The organism is Parageobacillus sp. VR-IP (genome assembly GCF_013357975.1).
Taxonomy (GTDB): Bacteria; Bacillota; Bacilli; order Bacillales; family Anoxybacillaceae; genus Saccharococcus; species Saccharococcus caldoxylosilyticus.
The window spans coordinates 324,729-351,630 of the sequence record NZ_JABVYQ010000003.1 but is presented as its reverse complement, the minus strand read 5'-3'; the positions used below and the strand labels follow the sequence as shown (position 1 = coordinate 351,630).

Here is a 26,902-nt window from a genome sequence, read left to right as displayed (position 1 = left end):
TCCTTTGCTTATGACGACTCGATAAGCTCCGACAGCTCGGCCCATCGCTCTAACAGCGCATCAAGCTCGTCAGAAAGCGTTTCGTATTGCTCGGCAAGCTGCTGAACTTTTTCATAGTCGCTCGCATAGGTTTCCATTTCTTTGGCCACCCGCTGCAATTCTTCTTCCAGTTTGGCTATATTGGTTTCAATTTCTTCCCATTCTTTTTGTTCTTTGTACGTCAGCCGGCGCTTCGTCTGTTTTCTTGTCAGCTTCGTTTCTTTTGCGGCTTGCTTTTCTCGTTTTGGCGGCAGTCGCCGCTGTTCCTCCAAGTATTCGGAATATTCGCCGATATACGTACGGATGTTGCCGTTCCCATCTAAAATCAAAAGCTGTTCGGCGACTTTATCTAAAAAGTAGCGGTCGTGGGAAACGGTTATCACCACACCTGGAAACGACTGCAAATAATCTTCAAGAACCGTTAACGTTTGCGTATCCAAATCGTTTGTCGGCTCATCGAGCAATAGCACGTTTGGCCCACTCATCAACAAGCGCAACAAATATAAGCGGCGCTTTTCCCCGCCGGACAGCTTGCGAATCAGCGTTCCATGCGTATGCATCGGAAACAAAAACTGCTCGAGCAACTGCGCGGCGGAGATCGTCTCTCCATCGACGGTGCGTATTGCCTCGCCCGCTTCGCGAATATATTCGATGACCCGTTTTTGTTCGTCCATTTCCACCTGTTCTTGTGTATAATAAGCGATTTTCACGGTCGGGCCAATTTCCACTTCTCCTTCCTTCGGCCGCAGCCGACCGGCGATGATGTTGAGCAAAGTCGATTTGCCGCTGCCGTTCGGCCCGACAATGCCAATGCGGTCACCCGGTTTGACAAGCAGGTCAAAGGAATGAAAAAGCGGCTTGCCGCCAAACGAATGACTGATTCGCTTCAGCTCGACTACTTTTTTGCCAAGCCGGCTGCCGCCCAGCTTCATCTCAAGCTGTCCGCTTTTTTCCGTCGCAAGCGACGCTTCGAGCTGGGCAAACCGTTGCAAACGTGCCTTTTGCTTCGTTGTCCGCGCTTTGGCGCCACGTTTGACCCATTCGAGCTCACGAAGGTACAGCTGACGCTGCTTTTGCCTAGCAGTGCGCTCTTGTTCTTCGCGAAGGGCTTTCGCTTCCAAAAACGCCGCATAATTTCCAACATACGTATATAGCTTGCCACCTTCTAGCTCAAAGATGCGGTTCGTAACGCGGTCCAAAAAGTAGCGGTCGTGCGTGACAAACAATACCGCCCCTTGATAGCGCACCAAATATTCCTCGAGCCAGCGAATCGCCTCGTCATCAAGGTGGTTCGTCGGCTCATCAAGCACAAGCAGATCGGGCGCTTCAATTAAAGCCTGTGCCAGCGCGACGCGCCGCTTTTGTCCGCCGGAAAGCTCGCCGATTCGCTTCGTCATGTCTGGAATACCCAGCTTTGTTAAAATCGCTTTGGCGTTGGCATTGGCATCCCACGCATTTTGCGCATCCATTTGCTGTGAGAGGTCATACAAGCGCGCCTGCCGCTTTTCATCAAGCGGGTGCTCGGCGAGCGCAGCGAGCGCCAGCTCATAATCGCGCAACAGGCGAATCAGCGGCGTATCGCGCTGAAATACTTGCTCTAGCACAGTCAAATCAGGGCGAAGTTCCGGTCGCTGCGGCAAATAGCCGATCGTAAAATCTTTTGGATAGGCAATATTTCCTTCATCCGGCGCGTCCACACCGGCAATGATGCGCAACAATGTCGATTTCCCGGCGCCATTGACGCCGATGATGCCGATGCGCTCCCCTTCTTTCACTGTAAAAGACAATTGCTGAAACAGCGTTTTTTCTCCGTAGTTTTTCGAAATCCCTTCCACTGTTAACATTTTCATGACCATCATCCCACTCTCGCTTCTGTTTCTTCGGGCGCGGAATGGGCGGAGCGTGATATCCCGCTTGTGCACCGCTAGGAAAAACCATAACTGCTTTTCTATTTCCAAATGTGCCGAATCGCCATCGCTTACCGCTTCCGCTTTCTTCCGCTATGGACAAAAAACCGTCTTCCGCAGTGGAAAGACAGTTTTTCTCCTTTTTTATAACACTTTATAACAGTTTTTCAATTTCGCTTTTTAACTCGCTCGGCCGCGTCTGCGAAGCGAAACGGGCGACCACATTTCCGTTTCGATCAACCAAAAACTTCGTAAAGTTCCATTTAATTACCTTTGTTCCCAGCACACCTGAGGCTTTTTCCTTTAAATACTGGAAAAGCGGATGGGCGTTTTCGCCATTGACATCGACTTTGGCAAACATCGGAAAGGTAACCCCGTAATTGACTTGGCAAAATTGTTCAATCTCTTCTTCCGTGCCCGGCTCTTGATGGCCAAATTGATTGCACGGAAAGCCGAGAACGACAAAACCGCGATCACGGTATTGCTCATACAGCTCCTGCAGCTCTTTATATTGCGGGGTAAAGCCGCATTTGCTTGCCGTATTGACAATCAGCAATACTTTCCCTTTATAATCCGCTAATGACTGTTCTTTGCCGCGAATCGTTTTCACGGTAAAATCGTATACACTCACCCCACTTCACCTCACTTCCCATCATAATGGATTTTCCTCCCTTTTTCCACTTCTGCGCTCTTTACTTGTCAGAAAACTTTCGCAATTGTTCGAGCGAAGCGATCATGTACGGGATCATTTCCTCTAGGTCGGCGACATTATCTTCATAAATCAAACGGCCGAATTCGATCGTTGCCTCATTGCGGTAGCTAGGTGTTTCATGAAGAAACTCATGGCTTAACGTTTGCCGGATGGTGCGCTCCTCTCCCCAAACTTGGCGCAACACCCTCTCTATATGTAAACATGCCGCTGTTTGCCGAATCGGTAACGAAAACGTAATGGAAAGCGTACAGCCCGGTCGAATCGTCTGCCGAAGCAGCTCTTTGGCAATCTGCTCTAAATCCATTTCCAAGCGGATCGTGCAAGATACATGAGGTGTATGATCCGACGCCAAGCAAAAAGTAATGGTATACGTTCGTGAAAAATGAGCTAAATCGACCAGGTCATGCCGGTCAATGACTACAATCTCTCCCTCTAAATCCAAATCGTACACTGCACCTTCGAGCACCGTCTTTAAATTGTCAAACGCTGTTGGATCAAACATCTCATCTCTCCTTTAGAATAGCCCGACTGCATTTCCTTTTTTATCAACATCCATGCGTAGCGCCGCCGGCTGCTTCGGCAAGCCTGGCATCGTCATCACATCTCCTGTCAATGCAACGAGAAACCCCGCGCCAATCGACGGTTTAAATTCGCGCACCGTAATCGTAAAATCTGTCGGCCTGCCTAGTTTTGCCGGATCATCAGAAAGCGAATATTGCGTTTTCGCCACGCAGATCGGAAGCTTGTCCCAGCCAAATTCCATAAACTGTTTTATTTGTTTTTGTGCTTTGGAAGAAAATTCGACATCTTTCGCCCCGTACACGATTTGGGCGATTTTACGGATTTTCTCCGGAATCGGTTCGTTAACGTCATATAAAGGGGCGAAATGATTCTCTTCGCTTTCGATTGCATGGAGAACTTTTTCCGCTAAATCGAGGCCGCCTTCTCCGCCTTTTGCCCACACTTCCGTTAACGATACAGGATATCCATTCATATCGCAAAAATCCGTAAGCGCTTTTATTTCACGAGCTGTATCTGTCGTAAAACGGTTAATGGCAATCACAAACGGCAAACCAAACGCTTGCACCGTTTCAATGTGTTAAGGAAAGTTTTGCTTTGTAGCGTCCGTATGGCTCCCATTCGTCTTCTTGAAGACCTAAGCTTTCTGCAATGTCTTGAATGTGCTTCAGCTTCGCCTGTTGTGCGATTTCCAAGTCGGTCGCCTGATTCGCCATTATTGCCTTCCTCTGTTCCCCCATTGATTGTAATAAACGTAAACATATACATTTTACCATTGATACAAATTGAAAAAAAATTCGTTGAATAAAATTTGTAATGTTTTTATAATTAAGTTATTTAAAACATTGAAAGAATGGAGGGTGAGACTGTTGCCAATCAACATTCCAAAAGATTTGCCAGCCAAAGAAATACTCGAACAAGAAAACATTTTCGTCATGGATGAGGAGCGGGCCTATTCGCAAGACATTCGTCCGTTAAATATAGTGATTTTAAATTTAATGCCGGAGAAAGAAAAAGCGGAAACACAGTTATTGCGCCTTCTTGGCAATTCGCCGCTGCAAGTGAACGTCACTTTTTTGCGCCCAGCTACCCATGAGCCGAAAACGACAAGCAAACATCACTTGGAGCAGTTTTATACGATCTTTCCGCATATCCGCCACCGCAAGTTTGACGGAATGATCATTACCGGCGCTCCGGTCGAACAAATGCCGTTTGAAGAAGTCACATACTGGAAAGAGCTAACGGAAATTATGGAATGGACGAAAACAAACGTTACTTCCACTTTACATATTTGCTGGGGAGCGCAGGCCGGCCTTTATTATCATTACGGCATTCCAAAATACCGGCTGCCGCAAAAATGTTTTGGCGTTTTCAAACATTCGCTGGAAAAGAAAAATGTCAAACTATTGCGCGGGTTTGACGATGTCTTCCGCATGCCGCATTCGCGCCATACCGACGTTAAACGCGAAGATATTGAAAAAGTGCCGGAGCTGACGATTTTATCCGTTGCCGAAAAAGCCGGCGTATGTTTAGTCGCATCCAATAACGGAAAGCAAATCTTTTTAACCGGCCACCCAGAATACGACGCCACGACATTAAAAGAGGAATATGAACGCGATTTGGCCAAAGGCTTGCCGATTCACATTCCGGAATCGTATTTTCCAGACGATGATCCGACGAAACAGCCGCTCAACACTTGGCGCTCGCATGCCAATTTATTGTTTGTCAACTGGCTGAACTATTATGTCTATCAGGAAACACCGTATGAATGGGAATAAGTATTTTTAGAGATTTCGTAGTCGTTGGTGGCCGGAAAAATCACATCAAATCAACACTTTTGTGTCATGGCCATATTGGTTTGTCGGGTGTGGTCGTGATAAGTACGTGGTCAACATACGGTCGTGCCCGCCCTCATCACCTCCAAACAAAAGAGGCTGGCTTCAAAAGGTCGATTCAGCGGCCTTTTGAGCCAGCCTCATTTCAGCTTACGATTTCAAAGATCTGCTTCAAATAAATATCCACATTACAATTTTATGCCTGAAGTGACATGAAATGACAATTATTTAATAATACTTATTTTGAATTTGTTGCCATCATCAAAACCAATAAAATAATTCCCCTCAATGGCACCTACCCAGTTTCTATCAAAACAATCTTTTATATCTTCTACTATTTTCATTAGAAGTTCTCTTTTATTCTTGACTCCATATACATCCAAACTGTAACCGCTCATCTCAATTCCTTTTGGTTTCGCACTAACAAACGTATTATTCAACATTTTGAATTCACCATCTTTATAACCTATAATACCGTTATCCGACTTTATGCAAGCTAAATTGTATTTGAAGAGTATATCAGCTAACTCTTTCATAAATACTGAACTCATCTGCATCCCAATCCCCCCGCAATCGCATAAATAATTTCATCCCGCCACCGCATGGCTTGGCAATTTGTCAGCTAGTCCATCCCATGTATGCCGTCTTGGTCTTGTCCAATCCCATAATGGAATCAACCTTTGATGCATTTTTGGCAAATGTGTATTTACCCGTTCGTTCGATGGCGTTTGCCCTTTCCTCCAACGGTGTTAACCGCTTATGTGCCGCCAATCGTACAGCGATGGATTCCGTCGGCTTCCCTAGAAGAGAATCGCGGCCGCCACCTATGTTTTCATCGACTCCCTCTCGACAAAACATGATACTATTTCGAATCATTTGTATCTCTTTCAACGTATCGTGATAGCAATCCAATTCTGCTTCGATATGTTGGAACGCATCTTTTTAAGCTTCGTTGCTACCGCCATTTCCAATCACCCTTCGACATTATATAATAAGCATGTTCTCCTTTGTATTCCTCCGCTTGACAACTAACGCAAAGTAAAATGAGAATATCAACTATGTTTTGTCCACTCATGCGATTTTACTGCTGATTTACTACAAAATTACTGCGTTTTATTCTGCCATGTCACCCGTTCACGATTCTAACGCCTTCAAATATGCGCATGTTTGAATTTTAACACTTCGCAATACACCATCTTGCCTATCAAAACACCCATTCCACAACATCCGGTGCTTTATAAAACGTTGCCGGCAACGCAAAAAAAGGGAGCGTCCCGCTCCCCTTTTCCATGTTCAGTTACACGCAATATTCGATGGGTAACAATTCCAAACACTCATTAACATTTTTCTTCCCCATTCCCTTTATTTCAGTAAAAACCGTTATATTTGTTTGTTATTTTCCATACTAAAAACAAAGAATAATTGCACGTTTCTTGACAAAATGGCGAAAAACGATTATCCTTATTCGCGATTGTTTGCGGAAACTTCCTCCCCCTCGACAAAACTAGTCAAAGGATTCGACAACCTCTAAAACGAAGTTAAACAATATAGAAATAAGATGCAGCTAGAAAGGGATGAGTGGCACGTGAGAGCAGAACGGAGAAAGCAATGGAAAATACACTGGCGCAAATACAAACATTTGTATAAAGGGGCTCGCACGGAACGCCGCAATAAATGGCGGCAAAAATGGGAAGAAAAATATACCGCAAGCTAAAAAGCCTTGGCGAAATGCCAAGGTTTTTTGCTTTTCCGTCTGCAAGGTATTTTTCTTATTTTTTTCGCTTCTTACAATGGTCTAGTTCCCTTTCGCCATTTTTCATACGATACGGTAGCTTGATAGAGGAGGTGCGGAAGAATAAGCTACACCGGGAAACAGAAACGTCTTTGCGTTGATTGTTGTATTGTTTTTTTGTTGATTATTGTCGGCACTGCATTTAGCGGCTACGGTTACTAAACAATATAGAGGGACAAAAGAAAAGCGAGGGAGCTGTTTGGCAAATAAGCAGCTCTCTTTATTGTTTTTATCTTATGCGCAAAGACAGCGATTGCGCACATCTTTATTTCTTCCGCAGCATAAAAACCCACATAAACGTCAACGCTTGCTTCAGCTCGGTCGGCAACGGGCCGATGAGGCTTTCGTCCACCTCCCGTTTGTACACCCCTTGTCCGTCGATGATCTCCCACCCATTTTCTTTGGCTAACTGCTCGAATTCCCACGGCATCATCGTATTGCAGATGACTGGTTTCCCGTATAAACGCGGATAGCTGTTGACGCGCGGCGCAGCGGTTGGTCCGAGAATGCCGGCGCAAAAATAGCCGCCTCGCTTTACCACCCGTTTTGCTTCTTGGAGAGCCACAAGCGGCCGCTCCGTCCATTCGAGGGAATTAACAGCCATCGCCGCGGCAAACGTTTCATCGGCAAACGGCAGCCTCGTTAAATCGCCCTGCACAAAGCGAATCCGTTCGCTTTCGCCTCGTTCTTTTGCTTTTTCGATCATTTCCGCTGATAAATCGACGCCGGTTACCTCATATCCCTCCTTAGCCAGCTTCCATGCGCCGTAGCCGTCGCCGCAGCCTAAATCGACGATGTTGCTTCCTTTCGGAATGTAAGAAGCAATAAAAGGGATGATCGTTTTTCGGCTGCCCCTCTCCCACATCTCCTCGCTGCTTTGGTGCCAAAACTCAGCTCTTTCATCCCACTGCCTTTCTGCTTCTTTATGCCAATCAAATGTTGTCACGAATATCACCTCTTTTTACATAAAATGTTCCCTTTTCACTAAAAATAACAACGGGAAAAGAAAGAGTAAATGACAATGAACGAGCAAGAAACGTCTGTCGACGGGCAAAAATCACCAAGGTGACTTATTAGCTTGAAAACATCGACAGGACGGGTTCTGGCATACCGAAAAGCACTGATGGAAGCGGAAAGCGGCGTGATTAGTGGCTTCCATATCGCAAACGAACGGAATGGCGAACGATCAAATCCGGATGGAGATGCGTTCAACAATCTCGGTCATATTCTAAATTTCCTAAAAAAGAAAGGATGAAGCAATGATGACAAAACAGCCGAACAAAGGAAGCAAAAATCAAAACGCTCCGACGCAAGATGCTATGTCCTTGCTTAATGGCCCTGTTTCCGGGGACAACAGCAAAGGTAGAAAACAAAACAAATCGCAAAACGACAAAACCGACCTATATGAGTAAAAAGGGATGAGCTACAGCTCAATCCCTTTCATCGCCGTAACGCCTTGCTCATAATCGTGTTTGATCAGTTTCATCTCCGTAACAATGTCGGCGATCTCGATTAATTCCCGCTTCGCCGAACGGCCGGTAATAACTAAATGAAGATCAGGTGGACGCTTTTCTATTAATCGAAGTACGTCTTGAACGGAAACGATATCATCAACCGGAAACCGGTCGATCGCAAGCGCATTATTCAGTTCATCTAAAATAATTAAGTCGTACATACCTGATAATACTTTTTCTTCCGTAAATCCCCATGCCGCTTTCAATGCCTGCCGGTGTACTTCCGGCGTTTTCGTCCACGTAAACCCGGCACCCATTTGATACATTTCGATTCCAAGTTTTTGAAATATAAGATATTCGCCATACATGCGTTCCGGTGACTTAATAAACTGAATGACGGCGACTTTTTTCCTCCTTCCTGCCGCTCGTATCGCCAATCCGAGAGCGGCGGTCGTTTTTCCTTTTCCATCCCCCGTATAAATGATGATGCGCCCTTGCTTTTTATGTGGTGGCAACCGTCTCACCTCGGTTCATCTCAGCAAACCATTGAATCGTTTCACGGAGCCGAACGACCTCTCCGACAAGAATAATCGCTGGATGGGAAAGACCAACTTTCTTGACGACATCGGCAATCGTCTGCAACGTACCGACAGCCGTGCGTTGTCGTTCCGTCGTTCCCCATTCGATCACCGCCACAGGAGTATTCGACGGTTTTCCATGTTCGATTAGCTTTTGGCAAATATACGGCAAATTGCCGACACCCATATAAAAGGCAATCGTGTCGCTTCCTTTCGCTAATCCTTCCCAATGAAGACGGTCATCTCCCTTTTCTTGACGGCCGTGGCCAGTAACAATGGTAAACGAAGCAGCATATTCCCGATGTGTAACCGGTATGCCGGCATAAGCGGCAGCTGCAATTCCCGCCGTCACGCCTGGAACGATTACAAATGGAATGCCATGATGCGCAAGTATCTCTGCTTCTTCCCCGGCCCGTCCAAAAACGCAAGGATCGCCTCCTTTTAGACGAGTGACAATTTTTCCTTGTTGTGCTTTTTCGACTAACAGTTCATGAATCCGCTCTTGAATGAGCGCGTGCCTTCCCGGCTCTTTTCCGCAGTAAATGAGCTCCGCATCGTTTTTGGCATATTTTAATAAATTTTTATTAATCAACCGGTCATAAATAACGACATCAGCTTGTTGAATACATTCCAATCCATAGACGGTAATCAGCTTTTCATCGCCGGGACCGGCACCGACGATATATACTTTTCCATTTGTCATGATTGTTTTCCTGCTCCTTCTACAGAATTTGAAATATGGGCAGAAGCAAATGTCGCCATTTCTTTTATCATCGCTGCCGCAAATGTCAACAGCGGAAATGCCACAGCCGCGCCGCTGCCTTCGCCAAGGCGCATGCTTAAATCGATGAGCGGCTCTTTCCCTAATAATTCAAGAGCAATTTGATGACCAATTTCTTGAGAACGATGACCAGCAATCATATAATTGGCAACATCCGGAGCGAAAAGCTTAGCTACAAGTGCAGCAACCGTACAGATAAATCCGTCCAATAAAATCGGAACGCGCCGCTCCGCTGCCGCTAACATTGCTCCTGCCATCGCAGCGATTTCCAAGCCACCGATTTTGGCTAATAATTCAATCGGTTTCGATGGATCAGGCTTATGAAGTGACAACGCACGGCGAATGACATGGACTTTATGCACCATCTTCTTTTCCGAAATGCCTGTTCCCCTCCCGACGAGTTGTTCCATTGGCTTGCCGCTCACCACCGTTAAAATCGCACTCGCGGTCGTCGTATTGCCGATGCCCATTTCGCCGACAATGAGAGTACGAGCCCCCTTGCCGATGATTTCCTTTGCTTGTTCGTAACCAACCATTAGCGCTTGTTCCGCTTCCGCCCTGCTCATCGCTTCCATTTCGCAAAAATTGTTTGTTCCGTACCGCACTTTTTTCGAAATTACCGCTTTATGTTCAATTGGTGCAGCGATCCCGACATCAACAATGGCAAATATGGCGCCAATTTGCCGGCTGAATACGTTAATCGCCGCGCCGCCTTGAACAAAATTCCATACCATTTGTGCCGTTACTTCCGGCGGAAACGCTGACACTCCTTCTTTCGCAACACCGTGATCAGCAGCAAACACAAGCACGCCAGGCGGGGAAACATCGGGGAATTTGCTCCCTGTCATTTCTGCCAATTCAATCGCTAATTTCTCTAAACGGCCAAGGCTGCCAACCGGTTTTGTCAATTGGTCGACGTAAGCGCGTACCTCTTTTCCTATTTCTTTATCAATCTTTGGAATCGAAAATAACATTACACATCACCCTTTTGAAACGCATGCATTTTTTCTTCGATTTCTTCGATACGGACATGCCGCTTTACATGATCGGCAAGGCGGTCAAAAGCTTGTTCTTTTATAGTCCGGAACGACTGACGTCCGTAAATAGGCGCTAATCCTTTCTCGCCGCGAATTTTGTTCAATAACGCCTCACGGAACGCATCGTTATGAAAAAGATCGTGAAAATAGGTCCCCATCACCCGTTCATCTTTGCTTTTAGCGCCTTCCGCACGCCCTTGCACATGAATAAACGGAATAGTTCCGTCAAGCGGCTGCGAACGCCCCATATGAATCTCGTATCCTTTCACAAAAAGGCGCTCGCCGGCAAATGTTACGATTCCTTCCGATAGAATCGTCGTTTTTTCGCGCTCAAGCGTCGTTTCAATCGGAAGGAGATTCAATCCGTCAATTTCCCGAAGCGGTGTTTCAACACCAAATGGATCACGGATACGAACCCCTAACATTTGATAACCGCCGCATATTCCGACAATCGTCACATGGTGATGTTTGTTGAGCTGTGCAATTTGTTCCGCAATCCTGTTTTTCTTCATATATAGCAAGTCTTCAATGGTGTTTTTGCTGCCCGGCAAAATAAGCAAATCTGGCTTCCCAAGTTGAGATGCCGTCGTTACAAAGCGAACATGACAGTCCGGCTCAGCCAAAAATGGGTCCACATCTGTGAAATTAGCTATTTTCGGATATCGAATAACGGCAATATCAATGTCTTTATCCGGATTGACGTTTGTGGACATTTGTTCTAAACGAACAGAGTCTTCCGCGTCAATATGTAAATCTTCTAAATATGGAACGACGCCTAACACGGGAACGCCGGTATATTGTTCAAACCAATCAAGACCCGGCTTCAATAGTGCCAAGTCACCGCGAAACTTATTAATGATCACGCCGATAATCCGTTTGCGATCTTCTTTGTCAAGCAGCTGTAACGTCCCTACTAAACTGGCAAACACTCCGCCCCGTTCAATATCGCCAATCAGCACGACCGGAGCGTTCGCCATGCGGGCAACACGCATATTGACAAGTTCGCGGTCGTTTAAATTAATTTCTGCCGGACTCCCCGCTCCTTCGATGACGAGCCGGTCATATTCATTCATTAATGCGTCGAGCGACTCTCGAATAATGGCTAACCCTTTTTCAAAAAATTCGGTGCGGTACGCGAACGCCTGCATATTTTTATACGGCTTTCCGTGCACGACAATTTGCGATTCATGCTCGCGGCTCGGTTTAATTAAAATCGGATTCATATCCGTTGTTGCGGCAACGCCAGCCGCTTCCGCCTGTATCCCTTGCGCCCGCCCGATTTCTTTCCCATCGACCGTCACGTACGAGTTAAGAGACATGTTTTGCGATTTAAACGGCGCCGTTTTCCAGCCGCTTTGCGCGAAAATACGGCAAAACGCCGTAGCAATAATGCTTTTTCCCGCATCGGAATGGGTGCCTTGAAACATGATCGGCAACGCTTTAACCACGTTCTTTCACCTTCTCGCATTTTGTTAGCCAATTTTCAACCATTGACGGACAAGAAGCAAAATGAAAATGGACATAGCCTGCAATTAAGTTTTGATGCTGATAGCCATCTTTTTTCGTACCGCGCAGTCCCATTGTTTCATAGGCAAACGGAATCTCGCCGCGCGCTTCGTACGTGGAATAATGAAACTCATGTCCCCGCGCTCTCAATCCTTCCGGAAGCAAAAAGTTTCCCGGTTCTCCTTTCACCTCACGATATCCAAGCGCGACGAGCTTCGGATGCATGACAATCCGTCCCGGAATGACGCCAACCATGTCATAATACTGGCCTTCTGTCGTTTCAATGCCTTCGGTTAAAAACATAAATCCCCCGCATTCTGCCAATGTCGGAAGCCCACTTTCGACCGCGATTTTGATCGACTGTTTGACATTTTGTTGTTCGGACAGCTGTTTTGCGAACTCTTCGGGAAACCCGCCGCCGATATATAACCCATGTACCCCATCTGGCAGCGGCTCGCCGGCAAGCGGGGAGAAAAAGACTAACTCGGCGCCATACGTTTGTAACATCTCTAAATTTTCCGGATAGTAGAAATGAAACGCCACGTCTTTTGCGACCGCAATCCGTACATCATACGATTTGTTTACATCGAAATACGATCGAGGAACGTTTAATGTCGGGGCTTCCGCCAGCTTGAGCAACGCGTTAAGATCCACCGTCTTGGCAACGCGCTCGCCTAATTCCGCAAAAAAATGATCTAATTCCCCGCGCTCAATCGATGGAATGAGCCCTAAATGACGTTCAGGAATGTGAAGCGCATCATCTTTGGTTAAAAATCCGACCACGGGAATGCCGCATTCTTGTTCAATTGCCGTTTTCACAAGACGAAAATGCCCTTCGCTACCGACGCGGTTGGCAATTACTCCCGCAATGCGCACGCGTTCATCAAACATTTGAAAACCGCGGACAACCGCTGCCGCGCTCCGGGCCATGCCGGCACAGTCGATGACCAATAGCACCGGACTATTCGTTAATACACTAATTTCCGCCGTCGTTCCTTCGTTTGTCGTCGGCCGTTTCCCGTCAAACATCCCCATGACTCCTTCAATAATGGCGATGTCCGCCCCTTCACAGCCTTTTGCGCAAATCGCTTGAACCGCTTCGTGCCCAACCATCCAGCTGTCCAAATTGCGCGACGGTCGGCCCGTGACAGCAGTATGATAGGTTGGGTCAATATAATCTGGGCCGCATTTAAACCCTTGTACAATGTAGCCTTTTTGTTTTAACGCCGCCATCAATCCAATCGTTATGGTCGTCTTGCCAACGCCGCTTCCCGTCCCGGCGATTACGATTCTTCGCATGCTGTTTTCCCCCTTAATGGTGTAAAAGTGCCACAGAAATCGTGACATTACCTGCTTTTTTCTTCACTAATTCCAATTTCTCTGCACCGCTATAAAGCTTCGCTGCCGGCTCGCTCACACCGTAAGCGCCTGTATAGCGGTACACGGTTTTAGAAGGCTGTTCGATGTTTACTTGATTCAGTTGTTCAGGGGTATAATAGACGAACTCCCATCCATATTTTCGCACAACTTCAAGCAGCCCTGGCTCGTCTTTTTTTAATTCGATCGTACATACCGCTTTCACGCTTTTCATTGAAAAGCGCAGCTTGTCTAATGTATCGCGAATGGCGGATTCAATTTCTTCCGCCGCTGTGCCGCGGTTGCAACCAATGCCGAGCACGATCACTTTTGGGCGGTACAAAACACCGTTTTGTAAAATCGCTTCTTCCTCTTTCGTTAATAAACGATGGGTAACGACAAGCGCGGCATCCGGTTTTGCCGCTAGCGCTTCCTCAATCGAATCATAAACAAGGATATTGTTTGGCAGCGGAGTATCATAGTTCCACCAATTTTTCTCTCCTGATTCCTGCACAATAGCAACGCGCTGTTCATTGACGACGGCGGCGCTGACAGACGTCAGCTTTTCGTCGGATTCCCACTCCCAGCCGAAGGAACGGCCAAATAAATCAACGGCAATCGTTTTTTGTACGTCAGACGCAGTCGTAATGACGGGATGGGCATGTAAAATCTCCGCGACTTGCCGCGTCAGTTCGTTCGCTCCGCCAAGATGTCCGGAAAGAACACTAATGACATGTTCCCCTTTATCATCAATAACGACAACCGCCGGATCGGTTTTTTTATCTTTTAACAGCGGTGCAATCATCCGCACGACCGCGCCAAGCGAAATAATGAGAATAAGCCCGCGGTATGTTTGAAAAAGCGACGGCAATAATAACCGTACGTTCCCTTCAAACAAGCGAATGCCTTTTTCGTCTTCATCTCCTCTCGCAAGCTTATTCGTATAATACACATGAGCGTTCGGAAGCTCCTCGCCGACGCGGCGGGCAATATCAACACCATGCTTCGTAATCGCAACAATTGCATACAACTCCTCACACCCCCTGTCGATATCCATGTGTGAACGTTTTATCATACAGCTTCGAACGATAGTCGCGCTCGATAATTTCCGGTTCTAGCGCCCATCCCGCTAAAATGAGCGCGTGTTTACGGATGCCGTTTGTGCGCATATCCTCGTCCAGCGTGCCGACCGTCGAACGAACAATTTTTTGATCTGGCCATGTCGCTTTATACACAATCACGATGGGGGTATCATCGCTCCATCCCGCATCCCTTAGTGCATTTGTTACTTTTTTTGTTAATGTAGCGCTTAAAAATAACGCTAATGTGCAATGATGTTTTGCCAAATCTTCCAGTTTTTCCCGATTTGGAACCGGTGTCCGTCCTTCTGCTCGCGTTAAAATGACCGTCTGCGTTAAATCCGGAACGGTCAGCTCCGCTTGAACAGCCGCTGCCGCCGCAAATACCGAGCTGACGCCCGGGACGATTTCAACTTCCACCCCTTGCTTTTTGAATAGCGCGATTTGTTCAAGCGTCGCTCCGTAAACGGATGGATCTCCCGTATGAATGCGCACAACTTTTTTTCCTTGCCTAAGCTGTTCTAACATCGCTTCAACCATTTGCTCTAAATGCATTCCTGCCGTATGAAATACTTCCGCTTCTGGCTTTCGATAGCGCTCGATCAGTTCGTCATTGACAAGCGAATCGGTGTAAAAAATTGCATCCGCTTCTTGGAGCAGCTGCGCACCTTTCACCGTAATCAAATCCGGAGCCCCCGGGCCCGCGCCAATAATATGCAGTTTCACTTTCTCACCACCAATAACGTTAAATATTCCAACTCTACTCCTTCAAGCTGTTCGATATTCCAAATGATTTCTTCCTTTGATGTCACTTTTGTCACCACAGCGGCTTTTTGCAGTAAATTTTGTTCGCGAAGAAGACGGATCATCATTTCCATCACTTTCGCCACTTTCAAAAAGACGACGCAATCATGGTCTCTAAGCGCCCTTTTCATCGCCTCATAGTCGTCGCACGCTGGAATAATCGCCACCTGTTCATCCCCGTCGGCAAGCGGGATCTGCAGTCTCGCCGCCGCCGCGTTGACGGAGGAAACTCCCGGAACAATTTCAATCGCAACATTTGGATACCTCTCTTTCATGATGTTCATTAGATGGATGAACGTGCTATATAAAAGCGGATCTCCTTCCGTCACAAACGCGACATCTTTCCCCGCGCTGAGTTGTTCCCATATCGCTTTCGCCGTTTCGTTCCATTTTTCTGTCAATACATCCATATTTTTCGTCATTGGAAAGACGAGACCAAGCATTTCTTTTTCCGTCGGAGAAAAATATGCTTCAACAATTTGCTGAGCATAGCTTTTGCTGCCGCGCTGTTTTTTTGGATAGGCAATGACATGCGCTTCTTTCAGACGGCGAAACGCCTTCACCGTCAATAGCTCGGGGTCGCCCGGACCAACGCCGATGCCATACAATGTTCCGCTCATTCGTCTCCCTCCCTCTTTGCCGTAATGATATAAATCGGATTAAGCGCATCAAACCGCGTCAGCTCTAAAATCGGCTTGCTTCTTGAGATTTGCGCGAGCGTAACGTCTACTTGAAAGCCGCGCTGCTTTAATCCTTCCACCGCCTGCGCCAGCGTTTCAATCGTTACCGCATTTACCACGATGCGGCCGTTTCTTTTTAAGCGTTGACAACAAACATCAAGCAGCGGTCCCATTTCTCCTGACGTTCCCCCGATAAAAATCGCATCCGGATCAGCAAATTCGTCTAAATGCTCAGGAGCTTTGCCGTGTACAAGCGTAATGTCAACGCGGAATTTTTTTAAGTTTTCCTTGCAAATTTCGATATCATGGGCATTTTTTTCAATCGCAAACACGGCGCCTTCGCGGGCGATTTTCGCCGCTTCAATCGCGACGGAACCGGTGCATGTGCCAATGTCCCAAACGACACTTTTAGCATGAAGGCGGAGCGCGCTAATGCTTAACACGCGAATTTCTTTTTTCGTAATTAGTCCTTTCTCTGGTTTACGCTGCAAAAATTCGTCATCGTCAATTCCTAATGACCACGTCGGTCCCGCTTTTGTTTTTTGTAAAATAACCACATTTAATGGGGAAAACTCGGCATCTGCCATCTCTTCTAATTCGAAAAAGCGGCACTGTTCATCTTGTCCGCCAAGATTTTCTCCGACAAATGCGCGGTATTCGGTCATTCCGTACGAAAGCAGATATTTTGCAATAGTATTAGGAGAATTCGTTTCGTCCGTTAATATCGCTACTTTTTCACATCCGTCGATGCGCTGGGCAAGCCCTTTCATGCTGCGGCCGTGGACGCTGATAAATTCGGCGTCCTGCCACTTTTCTCCCATTTTCGCAAATGCCCACTGAATCGAACTGACCGCGGGATACACTTCGATCGGCAGTTTGCTAGATAAATAGCTGCCAATTCCATAAAACATCGGATCACCAGACGCGACAATGACGGTGCGTTTCGTTTCATGGCGAAGCTGCTCAACAAGCTGTGATAGACTTCCTCGAATCGTGAGCGTTTCACCTTGATAATCAGAGAAAAAGGCTAAATGACGCTCTCCTCCTACCAATAACTCACTTTCATAAATCCAACGTTCATAAAGGTGCGGGAGGCTCGCTTTCCCATCGGCGCCAATGCCAATTAGTTTAATCGCCTGCATCGTTTCGTACCGCCTTTCCTAATAATTGACCGCCCATTGTGTACAGCGATGTTTCGACTGTAATCCCTCCTCCAACTTCCTGTAACGCTGCTAAGCAACAGTGATCGCATAATATTTCAAAAAAACCCCTATTTTCTGCTTTCTGCATCATCTCGCCAACTTGTGATGCCGTATTGGCTTCGCGAACAGCGGCAACGAGTTCCGGCGAAGCACCTGCTTGCTCGGCAATCGCCGCTAAAAATGCAAAATCGACAGGCGCCCCTTTCGAATGGACCATCATGACGCCTTGCGCCACTTTCGAAAATTTCCCCATCATCCCAACCATGGAAACGGTTTTGATTCCTAGTCTTTTGCACTGTTTCAACGTAAAGCCGACAAAATCCCCCATTTCAATAAACGCTTCCTCGGGAAGGTGAGGATATTGTTGCATGGCAAATTTTTCGCTCCGTCCCCCCGTCGTAATCACAACATGGTCGCATCCGTTTGCTTTCGCCACTTGAATCGCCTGAATGATGCTTGCGCGGTACGCAGACGTCGAAAAAGGAACGACAATGCCGCGCGTTCCTAAAATCGAAATGCCGCCGATAATGCCAAGGCGCGCGTTTAACGTTTTTTTGGCGATTTCTTCTCCGTTAGGAACGGAAATAATGACGTTTACTCCGCGGGAAATGCCGTATTGTTCCAATACTTCGCACGCGGTTTCATGAATCATTTTCCGCGGGACAGGATTAATTGCCGCTTCGCCAACCGGCACCGGTAAGCCCGGTTTCGTGACACGCCCTACCCCTTTTCCGCCATCTAAATGAATGCCGGGCTGCTCCGCCCATGAAACGGTCGATACAATCGCCGCTCCATGCGTCGCATCAGGGTCATCCCCGCCGTCTTTGATCACCGTTGCTTTCGCCGACTCACCGTGAATCTCACACGCTTCAATTGCAAACGTCACCTTGCGTCCGACTGGCAAATAAATGGTTGCTTCCGTTTGCCGAATGCCGGTAATAAGGGCCGTTAATGCCGCTTTTGTTGCTGCTGTGGCGCACGCCCCTGTCGTATATCCTTCTCGTAGCGTTTTTTTCGCTTCCATTTTGTTTACCCTCTCTCTGCCAACAGTGACAGCGCGTTTAGCGCCGCTACTGTAACGGTGCTTCCTCCTTTTCGGCCGATATTCGTAATAAATGGAATATCTAATTTCGCCAACTCCGCTTTCGATTCTGCTGCCGACACAAATCCGACCGGCAGGCCGATCACTAATCCTGGACGCGCTCCTCCTTCTTTAATCAAACGAATCAACTCCAGCAGCGCCGTTGGCGCGTTGCCGATCGCAAAAATCCCGCCTTCCGCCTCCTTCGCCGCTTTTCGCATCGCGATGATCGCTCTTGTCGTGTTGAGCCTTTTCGCCTCCGCAATGACATCTTCGTCGGAAATATACACTTTCACTTTTCCGCCAAACTTTTCAATACGCGTTTTATTCACACCGACTTGTACCATTTGCACATCAGCGACGACCGTTTTGCCGCTGCGTATTGCTTCGATTCCCGCGCGGATGGCATCAGGATGAAATAACATGCTTTTTCCAAGCTCAAAATCGGCAGAAGCATGAATGACGCGCTGTACAATCGGATATTGTTCCTCCGTAAAATGGTGTTCACCAATTTCTTCATCAATGATTTGAAAGCTTCTTGCTTCAATTTGTTGCGGCTGGACCGTAACCGGACGAAATTCCGTGCGAAAATCCATTGTAAAAAACCCCTCTTTCTTTCATGAATGAATGGATAACGGAACCATTTGTTGTAACGCCCTAACGACATCGGAAAACTGGGAAAACACCGTGCCATACTGAATCGATGGACGACGAATGACAATCGTCTCAATCCCCAGCTCTTGTGCGGCGGCGATTTTTTCGTCGACAAATCCAACTTTTCCGCTTTCTTTCGTAATGAGCAACGTAACGCCAAAATGGCGGAAAAGCGCCTTATCGAGTTCTTTCGTAAACGGGCCTTGCATCGCAACGATATTTTCTTGCGGAAATTTTAGTTGTTCGCATTTCTCCATATTGTCTTTGCGCGGCAGCATGCGTGCAATCACGCGTGTATTTGGAAGGCCAAGCAGCTTGGCAGCAAAAATGTGCAGCGTTTTGCTTCCGATCGTTAGCATAATGACGCCTTGTTTTTTCGCAGCGAGCTCGACTGCTTCTTCATAACTGTCAACAAACGTGACGCGCTCATAAGCAACAGGAGCCGCTTGCCGTTCGTAACGGATATATGGAACCCCCGCGTCTGCGGCAGCTTGCATCGCGTTTTTCGACGCTTCTTCGGCAAACGGATGGCTCGCGTCCACCACCGCCTTCGCTTTCTTTGCGCGGATCAACTCCGCCAATTGATCCGCCGCCAGCCGCCCGAGATGCACCGTTAAGCCGGAAGCGCGCAGCTGCTCCGCCGCATGTTCTGTAACGACGGTCGCCAATACATCATAGCCCGCCTGTTGGATGCAAAGCGCCAGTTCTCGGGCATCGCTCGTTCCCGCTAATACGATAATCATGCCAGTACCTCCTTAATGATGATGGTGGTGATGGTGATGATGCTCTGCAGCATGAAGCCGATATTGGCACATATCGCAGTTCATCATAACCTTCTTGCCAAGCGCCTCTTCTAATCTGTCAAGCACAATCGTTTTTAATTTTGGATGAAACCCAAAGTAGCCGGTTAACGCAAAATCGACTTTGGGATACTGGAAACGAAATTGTTTTACTTTTTCTTCAAGACGCTTGATGAGCACGCCGGTAAACAAAAAGTACGGCAAAACCACCACTTTCCGCGCCCCTAGCTTCACGCAACGTTCCACTCCATCTTCTAACGACGGTGTCGTTACTCCCATAAATGCTGGTTCTACGAGGAAATAGTTCGTTTGTTCCCAAAATAAACGGGAAATTTTATATAAATCGCTGTTCGCATCAGGATCGCTTCCCCCGCGCCCAAGCAGCACTACCGCTGTTTCCGGGTCGGGATTTTCTATATTTTCACCGATTTCTTGCAATCTCGTTTTTAAGATCGAAAATGTTTGCTTGTGAATGCCAATTGGCCGGCCATAGATGAACGACACATGCGGATAATGCTTCTTCGCTTCATCGATCTCTGCCGGAATATGCAGCTTCGAATGTCCCGCTGACAGTAAAATCATCGGAATTACGATAATTTCGCGAGCTCCGGCGGCAACGCAACGATCGATTCCTCCGCGAATTGTCGGCAGTCCAAATTCTAAAAAACTCGTTTCGACATGTATGGATGTTTTGATGCTTGGCTTTAATTGTTCGACAAACTGCCGAACTTGGTTGTTCCCTTCTGGGTCGCGGCTGCCGTGCCCGACAAATAATACTGCTTTCATTCATTTTCTTCCCCCTTATTCTCCGCAGGCAGGCACTTCGATTTTTGCCGCCTGCTTCGCTTCTTGATACACAAATCCGCCAACTTGTTTCACCCGTTGGAAAAACTTATGAAATCGTTCGTTCGGGTGCGCGCGTTCCTTATATTCTTGAATAATGCGGGTGACAACCGATACAATTTCACTAGGCGGAATTCTTTCAGCGACAAGTTGTCCAGGATGTGCGTTTCTTCCAACCGTTTTTCCTCCTAAAAATAAGTCGAATGCTCCTTTCCGATAGACGATTCCGATATCTTCCCGCACCGCTCCGTAACACGCCATGCCGCAGCCGTTTACACCGAGCTTCAATTCTTTCGGAAGCGCCATTCCCGCAAGCTGATCGTATAACTCTTCTGCGTATGGAATCGCGTCTTTTTTCTCACCGTCGCAAAAATCACAAACTTTCAACGTCAGTACATCCCCGACAGGGGCAACGGTCAGTCCCGCTTCTTTCAGTCTAGCGATGATACGGTCTGGATTAGAAGTAGGCACTTCCAGCTTCAAATAATGATCCGGGGTATACATCATTGTTCCGTCTTCACCGACGATGTCAGCTAGTACCATCATCTGTTTTGGCGTAAAATGTTTGTTCGCTACTCCCGGGCTAACCGCAATTTCGAAAATCGCCGGTGCAAACGAAGCGATGTCATCATGGCCAATCGCCAATTTTTGCAACGCTTCCTCCGCGATTTCTTTTACCGGTTTTGGTTTTGTTTGATCAAGCGCCCACGGCTCCGCTTCTTGGCGAAGCCGTTCGTGTGGTTTCAGCGGCTGTTCAGCGGCGCTTAACGTATATTTTCGCTGGTATCCGCGCGGTGTGATCATCAGTCCGTCGTATACAAACGTCGAAGAATTGCCGATAATAACGGTCGTTAACATTCCGATATCGTAATCGAGCATATGCTCTAAATCCGTCAATACGATATGTTGCCGCGCACGATAAGCGCTTTTCACTAATCCAACCGGAGTATTTGGCGAGCGATAACGCAAAAGAATACGCTGCGCTTCGACAATTTGCCGCGTGCGTCGTCCGCTTTTCGGATTATATAGAGCGATGACAAAATCGGCAGCGGCTGCCGCTTCGATCCGTTTTTCAATAAGCGACCAAGGCGTTAGGTGATCGCTTAAACTAATGGTGCACGCATCATGCATAATTGGAGCACCTAAAAGAGCGGCACATGAGTGAATGGCCGAAATGCCTGGGATGACTTCCACTTCGATATCGCTTTCTCGCGTCCAGCCTTTTTCGATGAGCACCTCATACACAAGCCCTGCCATTCCATACACGCCCGCGTCCCCGCTGGAAATGACGGCAACCGTTTTTCCGCGTTCCGCCCATTTCACCGCCTCTTGCGCACGGCTTACTTCTTCCGTCATTCCAGTGCAAATCACTTGTTTATTGCCAATTAAATCCGCAACTAGGTCAATGTACGTTTTATAACCGATAATAATATCGCTTTCTTCAATTGCTTCCCGCGCCCGCTTTGTCATATGTTCTTTGCTGCCTGGACCAAATCCGACGATTAATAATTTTCCTTTCATACTACGCTCCCCCTTTCCACGTTTCGACAATGATGGATATCCCTAACCATAAACTGTAAAAACTAGTGACAGTTCCAATAATCAAAAACACTTTTTCTCTCATTCTTGCTTTCATAAATCCCCAGGAAAGACAAAAAGTCATTCCAATCGTTGCGATCAATAAGCCTACGACAAATAAGCTAAGCTGTAGCGCCGCCATGCTCATATTTTCTTTCCCGGCTGCATGTGCTAAAATAGCCAGCTGCGTTGGGCTTTCCACCCCAATCCCATGAAGAATGCCAATAATAAACGCGCTGATCCAGCCGAAGCGCAAAAACGAAACAGCACTTTCTTTCTTTTTGTTTTTCTGAAAATATCGAGTCATTTTATCTATCAATTCGTATAACACCTTTATTCGGCTTTTAACCTCATTTTTATAGAAAAGCGAAAATAACATCATTCCTCCGAGAATAATAAGCGTACACCCAACCGTCGCCTCTAAAATACGGATGGTCGAAGAAGGAAGATGAAATCCAAGAAAAATAGCGATCAGTCCCATAAAAAACACTATAGACCCGTGACCAAACGCATACATAATCCCTAGCGATACTTGCCTTTTACGGTGCGCCTCGCTCCCAACCATATCAGCAATAGCAGCAACATGATCACTATCCATCCCATGACGAATTCCGAGAAAAACTGCCAGCATGACATATGTCACAAATTCCAATGTTACACCCCTCGCTTTGCCAATTTGTGCTTCTTTTTTGCAAAATAAAAAGCACCTCTATACGCAGAGGTGCAGAAAAATGCATACAAATATAGCCAAAAAGTATGCCATTCTCCCGCACGTCTACCTATAATCCCGTAGGTATCCGTCCGAACAAATAAGGCAGGTCTCCTGACTTAGGATCATCGCTTTGCTGCGCCTTCCCGAAGTTTCCTTCAGTGACATCATGCAACAAAGCTCCCCATCACAGTGGCGGGTACCGTGACGGATTTTCACCGTACTTCCCTTTTAAGCCTGTTCTCTGATGAGAAAGGCACCTTATTTGCTTGGCATATGATATCAATTTTTCATAGAACATTTCTGTTATTCATAGTAGTATAAATTTTCAAACGGCGTCAATCACTTTTTTTCAGCAAGTCCGTTTTTGCCAATACAATCCCGTCGCGATCCGCATATACATAGGCGCCTGGCTCCCAAAGAACACCGCCAAATTCAAGCGCGACATCCCGCTTTCCTTTTCCTTCTTTTTTGCTTTTCACGGGGCATGTACCGATCGCCATCACCCCAAGCGGCATATTGGCGATCTCTGCAGAATCGCGAATGCAGCCATGGATAATCACGCCCGCAAGTCCACGATCGCAGGCGATTTGCGCCAAACGATCTCCAAGCAGCGCGCAATTGCGTGAGCCTTTTCCGTCCACAACTAACACTGTTCCCGCAGGAACCGTTTCTAATGCCTCGCGGACGAGCACATTATCCTCCAATACATCAACTGTCGCAATCGGTCCGGAAAATTCCATTTTGCCGCCATATGATTGCATTGGCAGCTGGCAAACTTGCAATTCACCTAAAAATTCATCGCATAAATCTGCTGTTTTCACCATCATTCCCTCCTCGCTACGTCTTATATTTGACATATTTGTCGAAACTCCTTCTTTTTCCACAAAAAAACAGACAAGCGACATTGCTTGTCTGTTAGAGACTGGGCTAGCTGGATTCGAACCAGCGCATCACGGAGTCAAAGTCCGTTGCCTTACCGCTTGGCTATAGCCCAACGATCACTTTTTAACGTTTTCTTCGCAAGAGATTTTCCATTCCTATTATTTCCCGCATTTTTTTCTCTTTATACATGCCGGACAGCGATATGCAAAATATGCCACATATCACGAACGTAGTTCATGCAATAACATCTGCTGCTCCAACGTGCTTTCGGTGGTCAAATAATACACAAGCAATGACACTAAAAAAGGAATAGAGAGGTGGATGAAAAAATGTTTTGGCCATGAAAGGCATTGTTGCATTGCTTTTCTTTCTATTAGGAATTTGTTGTTAGCCGGGGAGAACGAGACTGGCTTGTTTTCTTGCCAATGCTTTGTTGTCAGGAGCGCTCAATGATGGCGGCCGGATCAGGGCACAGAATCCAAACAAGACCGAAGCTATAGAATAACACCCATGTCTTGCTTGTTTGCCTTTCTCCTTCCGAACATCCTTGTTGTCCTGTTGTTTCTTTTCTTGAGATAAAGCCGTTTTGCACTTCGCTTATCATCAATGTATGTCCCTCGATGTTTTGCAAAAAATAATGTCACCATTCAAGAACCGCTGCCCGCCTAGTTGATTCGTCGCAACCACCATACATGCTTCCCGGCATGGTATCATTCACGAAAATTTGCGCAGAAAATCCACAACTTTTGCACTACAAAGAATGGCAACATTTTCATTCACCATCGCTCTATCTTTTTGATTAATGCAATACCATGTAAAAAGGAGGGAAGTAGCCGTGAACAAAGCGACAATCGTGGCGATACCGCTTTTACTTGTGCTTCTTGCATCATACGCTTCTAATCTTTGGGCAGCGGATGATGTCAAGCAAAAGCCCTCTACTCGTCATCCAGCCAGTCAGCATATTACTGTCGTCGCCCATCGCGGCGCATCAGGCTACGCTCCAGAGCATACGCTATCCGCATACAAAAAAGCGCTGGAAATGAAAGCCGACTACATTGAACTGGACTTGCATATGACGAAAGACGGAGAGTTAGTCGCCATTCACGATGCCACACTGGCCAGAACGACCAATGTAGAACAAGTTTATCCGAATCGTGCTCCTTGGAGAGTAAGGGATTTTACGCTGGCGGAAATAAAGCGACTTGATGCTGGCACATGGTTCAATAAAATGTTCCCGCAATATGCTAACAAGCAGTATAGAAAGGAAAAAATTCCTACTCTCCAAGAAGTAATCGATTGGCTTGCGCAATGCAGGTCGAAAACAGCTCTGTACATTGAAACAAAAGATCCAAACATTTATCTTGGCATGGAAGAAAAACTAGTCGGCATTTTAAAAAAGAACAGATACTTGCAAAAAAGTAAAGTCATTTTCCAATCGTTCAGCGAAGCAAGCTTACGCAAATTACAGAAAATAGTCCCTCACGATATTCCGCTCATTCAGCTATATAGCCCTGCCATGCTCAAGGGCCAAAACCTTGATGACGTACTGGATCGAGCCACCGAATATGCTGAAGGAGTTGCACCAGATCAATCGCTCGTTACTCTAGAATTTGTGCAAAAGGCACATAAACGCCATCTCGTTGTTTATCCATACACTGTCAATACGAAAGAGGAGATGCTAAAACAATTATCGTTAGGAGTGGATGGAATGTTTACGGATTACCCTGATCAATTAGTAGAACTGAACAAGAAAAAGTTCACCGCAAAATCGCTGGTGCCGATCTTCTAAAATGATGCGGTTTTCCATGTTCATTGAAGCAAGCCGCCGATGATAGGCGGCTTGCTTTTTTGTATGCAAAAAGCTGCTGTCCTACACCTCTGCATACCCGTTTTTTGTTCATTGACAAAATATCTTTTTTTTCGTATTATTAGTAAAATTATCTTCCTCTACAATCCAAGGTTGATAGGGAGGATCATCATGTGGAACATTCGTCCGGCCACGCCAAACGATGCGGAAGGGATTTTATTCCATACAAAAACGATATTAGAAACAAGTCCATTTATGCTGACGACTCCAGATGAATTTATGATGACAGTCGAACGCCAGCGGCAATGGATTATTGATCAGCAACAATCAGGAAACTTGATTTTAGTAGCGGAAGAAAACAGGAAAATCATCGGTTTACTGAACACGCAGAGGGGAAAGAAACAACGGCTTCGTCACATCGTCTCATTCGGCATCAGCCTTCAAGAAGCGTACTGCAATCAAAGCATTGGTTCTCAGCTTATTCAGCATATGATCGAGTGGGCCAAAAAGGAAGGGATTGAAAAAATCACCTTGAACGTCATGGCCTCGAACGAGCGAGCCATTCATGTATATAAAAAATTTGGATTTCAACAAGAAGGCTATCTCCGCCGCCAACTAAAATTGGAAGACGGCACCTATGTGGACGATATCATCATGTCCTTATTTCTGTAGGCGTGTTTGGACAACATAGAGAATTACGACAAAACCAATCACGCAAATGACGATAAGGTAAGAAAGGATTTAATCTATCTTCCTTCAACTCTTCCGCCGCCACGTGCTGCGTCGGCGGTGTTCCTTTTCCAAACGCTTCGATGTCAGGCTTGGAGAGCGACAACGGTTTTGTCAGCGAGCAAATTCCTGTGACCCAATCCGTATCGTCATACGCATAAACGAGATACTCTTTTCCGGCTTCAAACGGATACCCGCAAGCTGCCTCGCTAAAGCCGGTGTACACGACAACATGTGTTTCGTTTACCCCTTTCCACGTGCGATCGACCGAAAAAATAACCACACGTTATGAAACCCGCTCTCCGATTTCCGGTTCTTTCCGCGTTGTTTCATAAATACGAACGACCTTCCCGGAAAACACCGCATCACTTTTCGTAAACTCTTCCGACGGAGAACGAGGTGGAACGCACGAACACGCATATGTCCGCGCTCCCCCATACAGGCAAAAAAGGACAGCAATACCAAGCAGCCACCACCAGCATCGTTTCATTAAACCACCCTTTTTCTTCATTAGTCGCAGCCAAAGGGCAGTTGG

Annotated in this window: 32 protein-coding genes, 1 tRNA gene, 1 pseudogene and 1 riboswitch; of the genes and pseudogenes, 6 read left to right on the top strand and 28 right to left on the bottom strand. The window is 46.7% G+C overall.

The window, feature by feature from the left end:
• Positions 1-8: 8 nt before the first annotated feature.
• From HT574_RS09745 to HT574_RS09725, 5 genes and pseudogenes are all read right to left on the bottom strand, one after another.
• On the bottom strand, positions 9-1,889 hold the full coding sequence (locus HT574_RS09745) for an ABC-F family ATP-binding cassette domain-containing protein (protein WP_175244443.1): 1,881 nt from the start codon (positions 1,887-1,889) through the stop codon (positions 9-11).
• A 211-nt stretch (positions 1,890-2,100) separates the two neighbouring features.
• A complete protein-coding gene (locus HT574_RS09740; protein ID WP_017434155.1) occupies positions 2,101-2,577 on the bottom strand; it encodes a glutathione peroxidase in 477 nt (158 codons plus the stop codon).
• A gap of 61 nt (positions 2,578-2,638) precedes the next feature.
• Positions 2,639-3,160 (bottom strand): hypothetical protein, encoded by a 522-nt coding sequence (locus HT574_RS09735; protein WP_175244442.1) that lies wholly within the window; start codon positions 3,158-3,160, stop codon positions 2,639-2,641.
• Between the two features lie 12 nt (positions 3,161-3,172).
• Positions 3,173-3,757 (bottom strand): annotated as a pseudogene (locus tag HT574_RS09730) (formate--tetrahydrofolate ligase); the annotation flags it as partial.
• Positions 3,750-3,893 (bottom strand): formate--tetrahydrofolate ligase, encoded by a 144-nt coding sequence (locus HT574_RS09725; RefSeq protein WP_175244441.1) that lies wholly within the window; start codon positions 3,891-3,893, stop codon positions 3,750-3,752. The gene HT574_RS09725 and the pseudogene HT574_RS09730, both read right to left, overlap by 8 nt.
• A gap of 153 nt (positions 3,894-4,046) precedes the next feature.
• On the opposite strand from HT574_RS09725, the gene metA reads away from it, so the two are divergent.
• The gene (gene metA, locus HT574_RS09720) at positions 4,047-4,955 is read left to right on the top strand and encodes a homoserine O-acetyltransferase MetA (protein WP_081160219.1); all 909 of its coding nucleotides are present in this window, start codon (positions 4,047-4,049) and stop codon (positions 4,953-4,955) included.
• 281 nt (positions 4,956-5,236) lie between these two features.
• On the opposite strand, the gene HT574_RS09715 is transcribed toward metA, so the two are convergent.
• Together HT574_RS09715 and HT574_RS09710 are read right to left on the bottom strand one after the other, a co-directional pair.
• Complete coding sequence (locus tag HT574_RS09715) at positions 5,237-5,563, bottom strand: hypothetical protein (RefSeq protein WP_254698636.1); 327 nt, start codon at positions 5,561-5,563, stop codon at positions 5,237-5,239.
• 67 nt (positions 5,564-5,630) lie between these two features.
• On the bottom strand, positions 5,631-5,936 hold the full coding sequence (locus tag HT574_RS09710) for a hypothetical protein (RefSeq protein ID WP_309138296.1): 306 nt from the start codon (positions 5,934-5,936) through the stop codon (positions 5,631-5,633).
• 661 nt (positions 5,937-6,597) lie between these two features.
• On the opposite strand from HT574_RS09710, the gene HT574_RS20205 reads away from it, so the two are divergent.
• On the top strand, positions 6,598-6,726 hold the full coding sequence (locus HT574_RS20205; protein WP_017434161.1) for a hypothetical protein: 129 nt from the start codon (positions 6,598-6,600) through the stop codon (positions 6,724-6,726).
• 343 nt (positions 6,727-7,069) lie between these two features.
• Here the strand turns inward: HT574_RS20205 and HT574_RS09705 are convergent, their stop codons facing one another.
• A complete protein-coding gene (locus tag HT574_RS09705) occupies positions 7,070-7,750 on the bottom strand; it encodes a class I SAM-dependent methyltransferase (RefSeq protein ID WP_175244438.1) in 681 nt (226 codons plus the stop codon).
• 132 nt (positions 7,751-7,882) lie between these two features.
• Here HT574_RS09705 and HT574_RS09700 point away from each other — a divergent pair, with 132 nt between their 5' ends.
• Both HT574_RS09700 and HT574_RS09695 read left to right on the top strand, forming a co-directional pair.
• On the top strand, positions 7,883-8,059 hold the full coding sequence (locus tag HT574_RS09700) for a DUF3892 domain-containing protein (RefSeq protein ID WP_254698634.1): 177 nt from the start codon (positions 7,883-7,885) through the stop codon (positions 8,057-8,059).
• Between the two features lie 4 nt (positions 8,060-8,063).
• A complete protein-coding gene (locus HT574_RS09695; RefSeq protein ID WP_155835552.1) occupies positions 8,064-8,216 on the top strand; it encodes a hypothetical protein in 153 nt (50 codons plus the stop codon).
• An 11-nt stretch (positions 8,217-8,227) separates the two neighbouring features.
• On the opposite strand, the gene cobO is transcribed toward HT574_RS09695, so the two are convergent.
• The 18 genes from cobO to HT574_RS09605 all read right to left on the bottom strand — a co-directional run bounded on the left by cobO (position 8,228) and on the right by HT574_RS09605 (position 24,438).
• Complete coding sequence (gene cobO, locus HT574_RS09690; protein ID WP_175244576.1) at positions 8,228-8,773, bottom strand: cob(I)yrinic acid a,c-diamide adenosyltransferase; 546 nt, start codon at positions 8,771-8,773, stop codon at positions 8,228-8,230.
• Positions 8,760-9,539, bottom strand: coding sequence for a uroporphyrinogen-III C-methyltransferase (cobA, locus tag HT574_RS09685; protein WP_175244437.1), 780 nt, complete (start codon positions 9,537-9,539; stop codon positions 8,760-8,762). The genes cobO and cobA overlap by 14 nt, the downstream gene beginning before the upstream one ends.
• Positions 9,536-10,591 (bottom strand): nicotinate-nucleotide--dimethylbenzimidazole phosphoribosyltransferase, encoded by a 1,056-nt coding sequence (gene cobT, locus HT574_RS09680; RefSeq protein ID WP_175244436.1) that lies wholly within the window; start codon positions 10,589-10,591, stop codon positions 9,536-9,538. Before cobT ends, cobA begins: the two co-directional genes overlap by 4 nt.
• Positions 10,591-12,102: a cobyric acid synthase gene (locus HT574_RS09675; RefSeq protein WP_175244435.1), complete on the bottom strand. Its 1,512-nt coding sequence runs from the start codon at positions 12,100-12,102 to the stop codon at positions 10,591-10,593. The genes cobT and HT574_RS09675 overlap by 1 nt, the downstream gene beginning before the upstream one ends.
• Positions 12,095-13,459 (bottom strand): cobyrinic acid a,c-diamide synthase CobB, encoded by a 1,365-nt coding sequence (locus tag HT574_RS09670; protein ID WP_175244434.1) that lies wholly within the window; start codon positions 13,457-13,459, stop codon positions 12,095-12,097. Before HT574_RS09670 ends, HT574_RS09675 begins: the two co-directional genes overlap by 8 nt.
• 13 nt (positions 13,460-13,472) lie before the next feature.
• On the bottom strand, positions 13,473-14,546 hold the full coding sequence (locus HT574_RS09665; RefSeq protein ID WP_175244433.1) for a cobalt-precorrin 5A hydrolase: 1,074 nt from the start codon (positions 14,544-14,546) through the stop codon (positions 13,473-13,475).
• A gap of 4 nt (positions 14,547-14,550) precedes the next feature.
• Complete coding sequence (gene cobM, locus HT574_RS09660) at positions 14,551-15,321, bottom strand: precorrin-4 C(11)-methyltransferase (RefSeq protein ID WP_175244432.1); 771 nt, start codon at positions 15,319-15,321, stop codon at positions 14,551-14,553.
• Positions 15,318-16,019 carry a precorrin-2 C(20)-methyltransferase gene (gene cobI, locus HT574_RS09655; RefSeq protein WP_175244431.1) on the bottom strand — a complete coding sequence of 234 codons (702 nt, stop codon included), beginning with the start codon at positions 16,017-16,019 and terminating at the stop codon, positions 15,318-15,320. The genes cobM and cobI overlap by 4 nt, the downstream gene beginning before the upstream one ends.
• The gene (cbiE, locus tag HT574_RS09650) at positions 16,016-17,221 is read right to left on the bottom strand and encodes a precorrin-6y C5,15-methyltransferase (decarboxylating) subunit CbiE (RefSeq protein WP_175244430.1); all 1,206 of its coding nucleotides are present in this window, start codon (positions 17,219-17,221) and stop codon (positions 16,016-16,018) included. The genes cobI and cbiE overlap by 4 nt, the downstream gene beginning before the upstream one ends.
• Complete coding sequence (locus HT574_RS09645) at positions 17,208-18,305, bottom strand: cobalt-precorrin-5B (C(1))-methyltransferase (protein ID WP_175244429.1); 1,098 nt, start codon at positions 18,303-18,305, stop codon at positions 17,208-17,210. The genes cbiE and HT574_RS09645 overlap by 14 nt, the downstream gene beginning before the upstream one ends.
• Positions 18,306-18,310: 5 nt before the next feature.
• Positions 18,311-18,958 carry a precorrin-8X methylmutase gene (locus tag HT574_RS09640; RefSeq protein ID WP_175244428.1) on the bottom strand — a complete coding sequence of 216 codons (648 nt, stop codon included), beginning with the start codon at positions 18,956-18,958 and terminating at the stop codon, positions 18,311-18,313.
• A gap of 21 nt (positions 18,959-18,979) precedes the next feature.
• Positions 18,980-19,759 (bottom strand): precorrin-6A reductase, encoded by a 780-nt coding sequence (cobK, locus tag HT574_RS09635; RefSeq protein WP_175244427.1) that lies wholly within the window; start codon positions 19,757-19,759, stop codon positions 18,980-18,982.
• Positions 19,760-19,771: 12 nt separating this feature from the next.
• Entirely contained in the window at positions 19,772-20,602 is an 831-nt protein-coding gene (locus tag HT574_RS09630) for a sirohydrochlorin chelatase (RefSeq protein WP_175244426.1), read from the bottom strand.
• Between the two features lie 15 nt (positions 20,603-20,617).
• The gene (cobJ, locus tag HT574_RS09625) at positions 20,618-22,180 is read right to left on the bottom strand and encodes a precorrin-3B C(17)-methyltransferase (RefSeq protein ID WP_175244425.1); all 1,563 of its coding nucleotides are present in this window, start codon (positions 22,178-22,180) and stop codon (positions 20,618-20,620) included.
• A gap of 1 nt (position 22,181) precedes the next feature.
• Positions 22,182-22,880, bottom strand: a complete 699-nt coding sequence (locus HT574_RS09620; RefSeq protein WP_309138295.1) for a HoxN/HupN/NixA family nickel/cobalt transporter — start codon at positions 22,878-22,880, stop codon at positions 22,182-22,184.
• A 153-nt stretch (positions 22,881-23,033) separates the two neighbouring features.
• Positions 23,034-23,225: riboswitch (cobalamin riboswitch) on the bottom strand.
• 59 nt (positions 23,226-23,284) lie between these two features.
• Positions 23,285-23,770: a ribonuclease E activity regulator RraA gene (rraA, locus tag HT574_RS09615; RefSeq protein WP_026078367.1), complete on the bottom strand. Its 486-nt coding sequence runs from the start codon at positions 23,768-23,770 to the stop codon at positions 23,285-23,287.
• Between the two features lie 101 nt (positions 23,771-23,871).
• Positions 23,872-23,943, bottom strand: a tRNA-Gln gene (locus tag HT574_RS09610).
• A gap of 324 nt (positions 23,944-24,267) precedes the next feature.
• Positions 24,268-24,438 (bottom strand): hypothetical protein, encoded by a 171-nt coding sequence (locus tag HT574_RS09605; protein ID WP_175244423.1) that lies wholly within the window; start codon positions 24,436-24,438, stop codon positions 24,268-24,270.
• A gap of 228 nt (positions 24,439-24,666) precedes the next feature.
• On the opposite strand from HT574_RS09605, the gene HT574_RS09600 reads away from it, so the two are divergent.
• Both HT574_RS09600 and HT574_RS09595 read left to right on the top strand, forming a co-directional pair.
• The gene (locus HT574_RS09600) at positions 24,667-25,620 is read left to right on the top strand and encodes a glycerophosphodiester phosphodiesterase (protein WP_175244422.1); all 954 of its coding nucleotides are present in this window, start codon (positions 24,667-24,669) and stop codon (positions 25,618-25,620) included.
• Positions 25,621-25,809: 189 nt separating this feature from the next.
• A complete protein-coding gene (locus tag HT574_RS09595; protein WP_175244421.1) occupies positions 25,810-26,310 on the top strand; it encodes a GNAT family N-acetyltransferase in 501 nt (166 codons plus the stop codon).
• On the opposite strand, the gene HT574_RS09590 is transcribed toward HT574_RS09595, so the two are convergent.
• Positions 26,291-26,650, bottom strand: coding sequence for a hypothetical protein (locus HT574_RS09590; protein WP_175244420.1), 360 nt, complete (start codon positions 26,648-26,650; stop codon positions 26,291-26,293). The two genes, HT574_RS09595 and HT574_RS09590, sit on opposite strands and share 20 nt — an antisense overlap.
• A 3-nt stretch (positions 26,651-26,653) precedes the next feature.
• Complete coding sequence (locus HT574_RS09585) at positions 26,654-26,857, bottom strand: hypothetical protein (protein ID WP_175244419.1); 204 nt, start codon at positions 26,855-26,857, stop codon at positions 26,654-26,656.
• Positions 26,858-26,902: the final 45 nt, after the last annotated feature.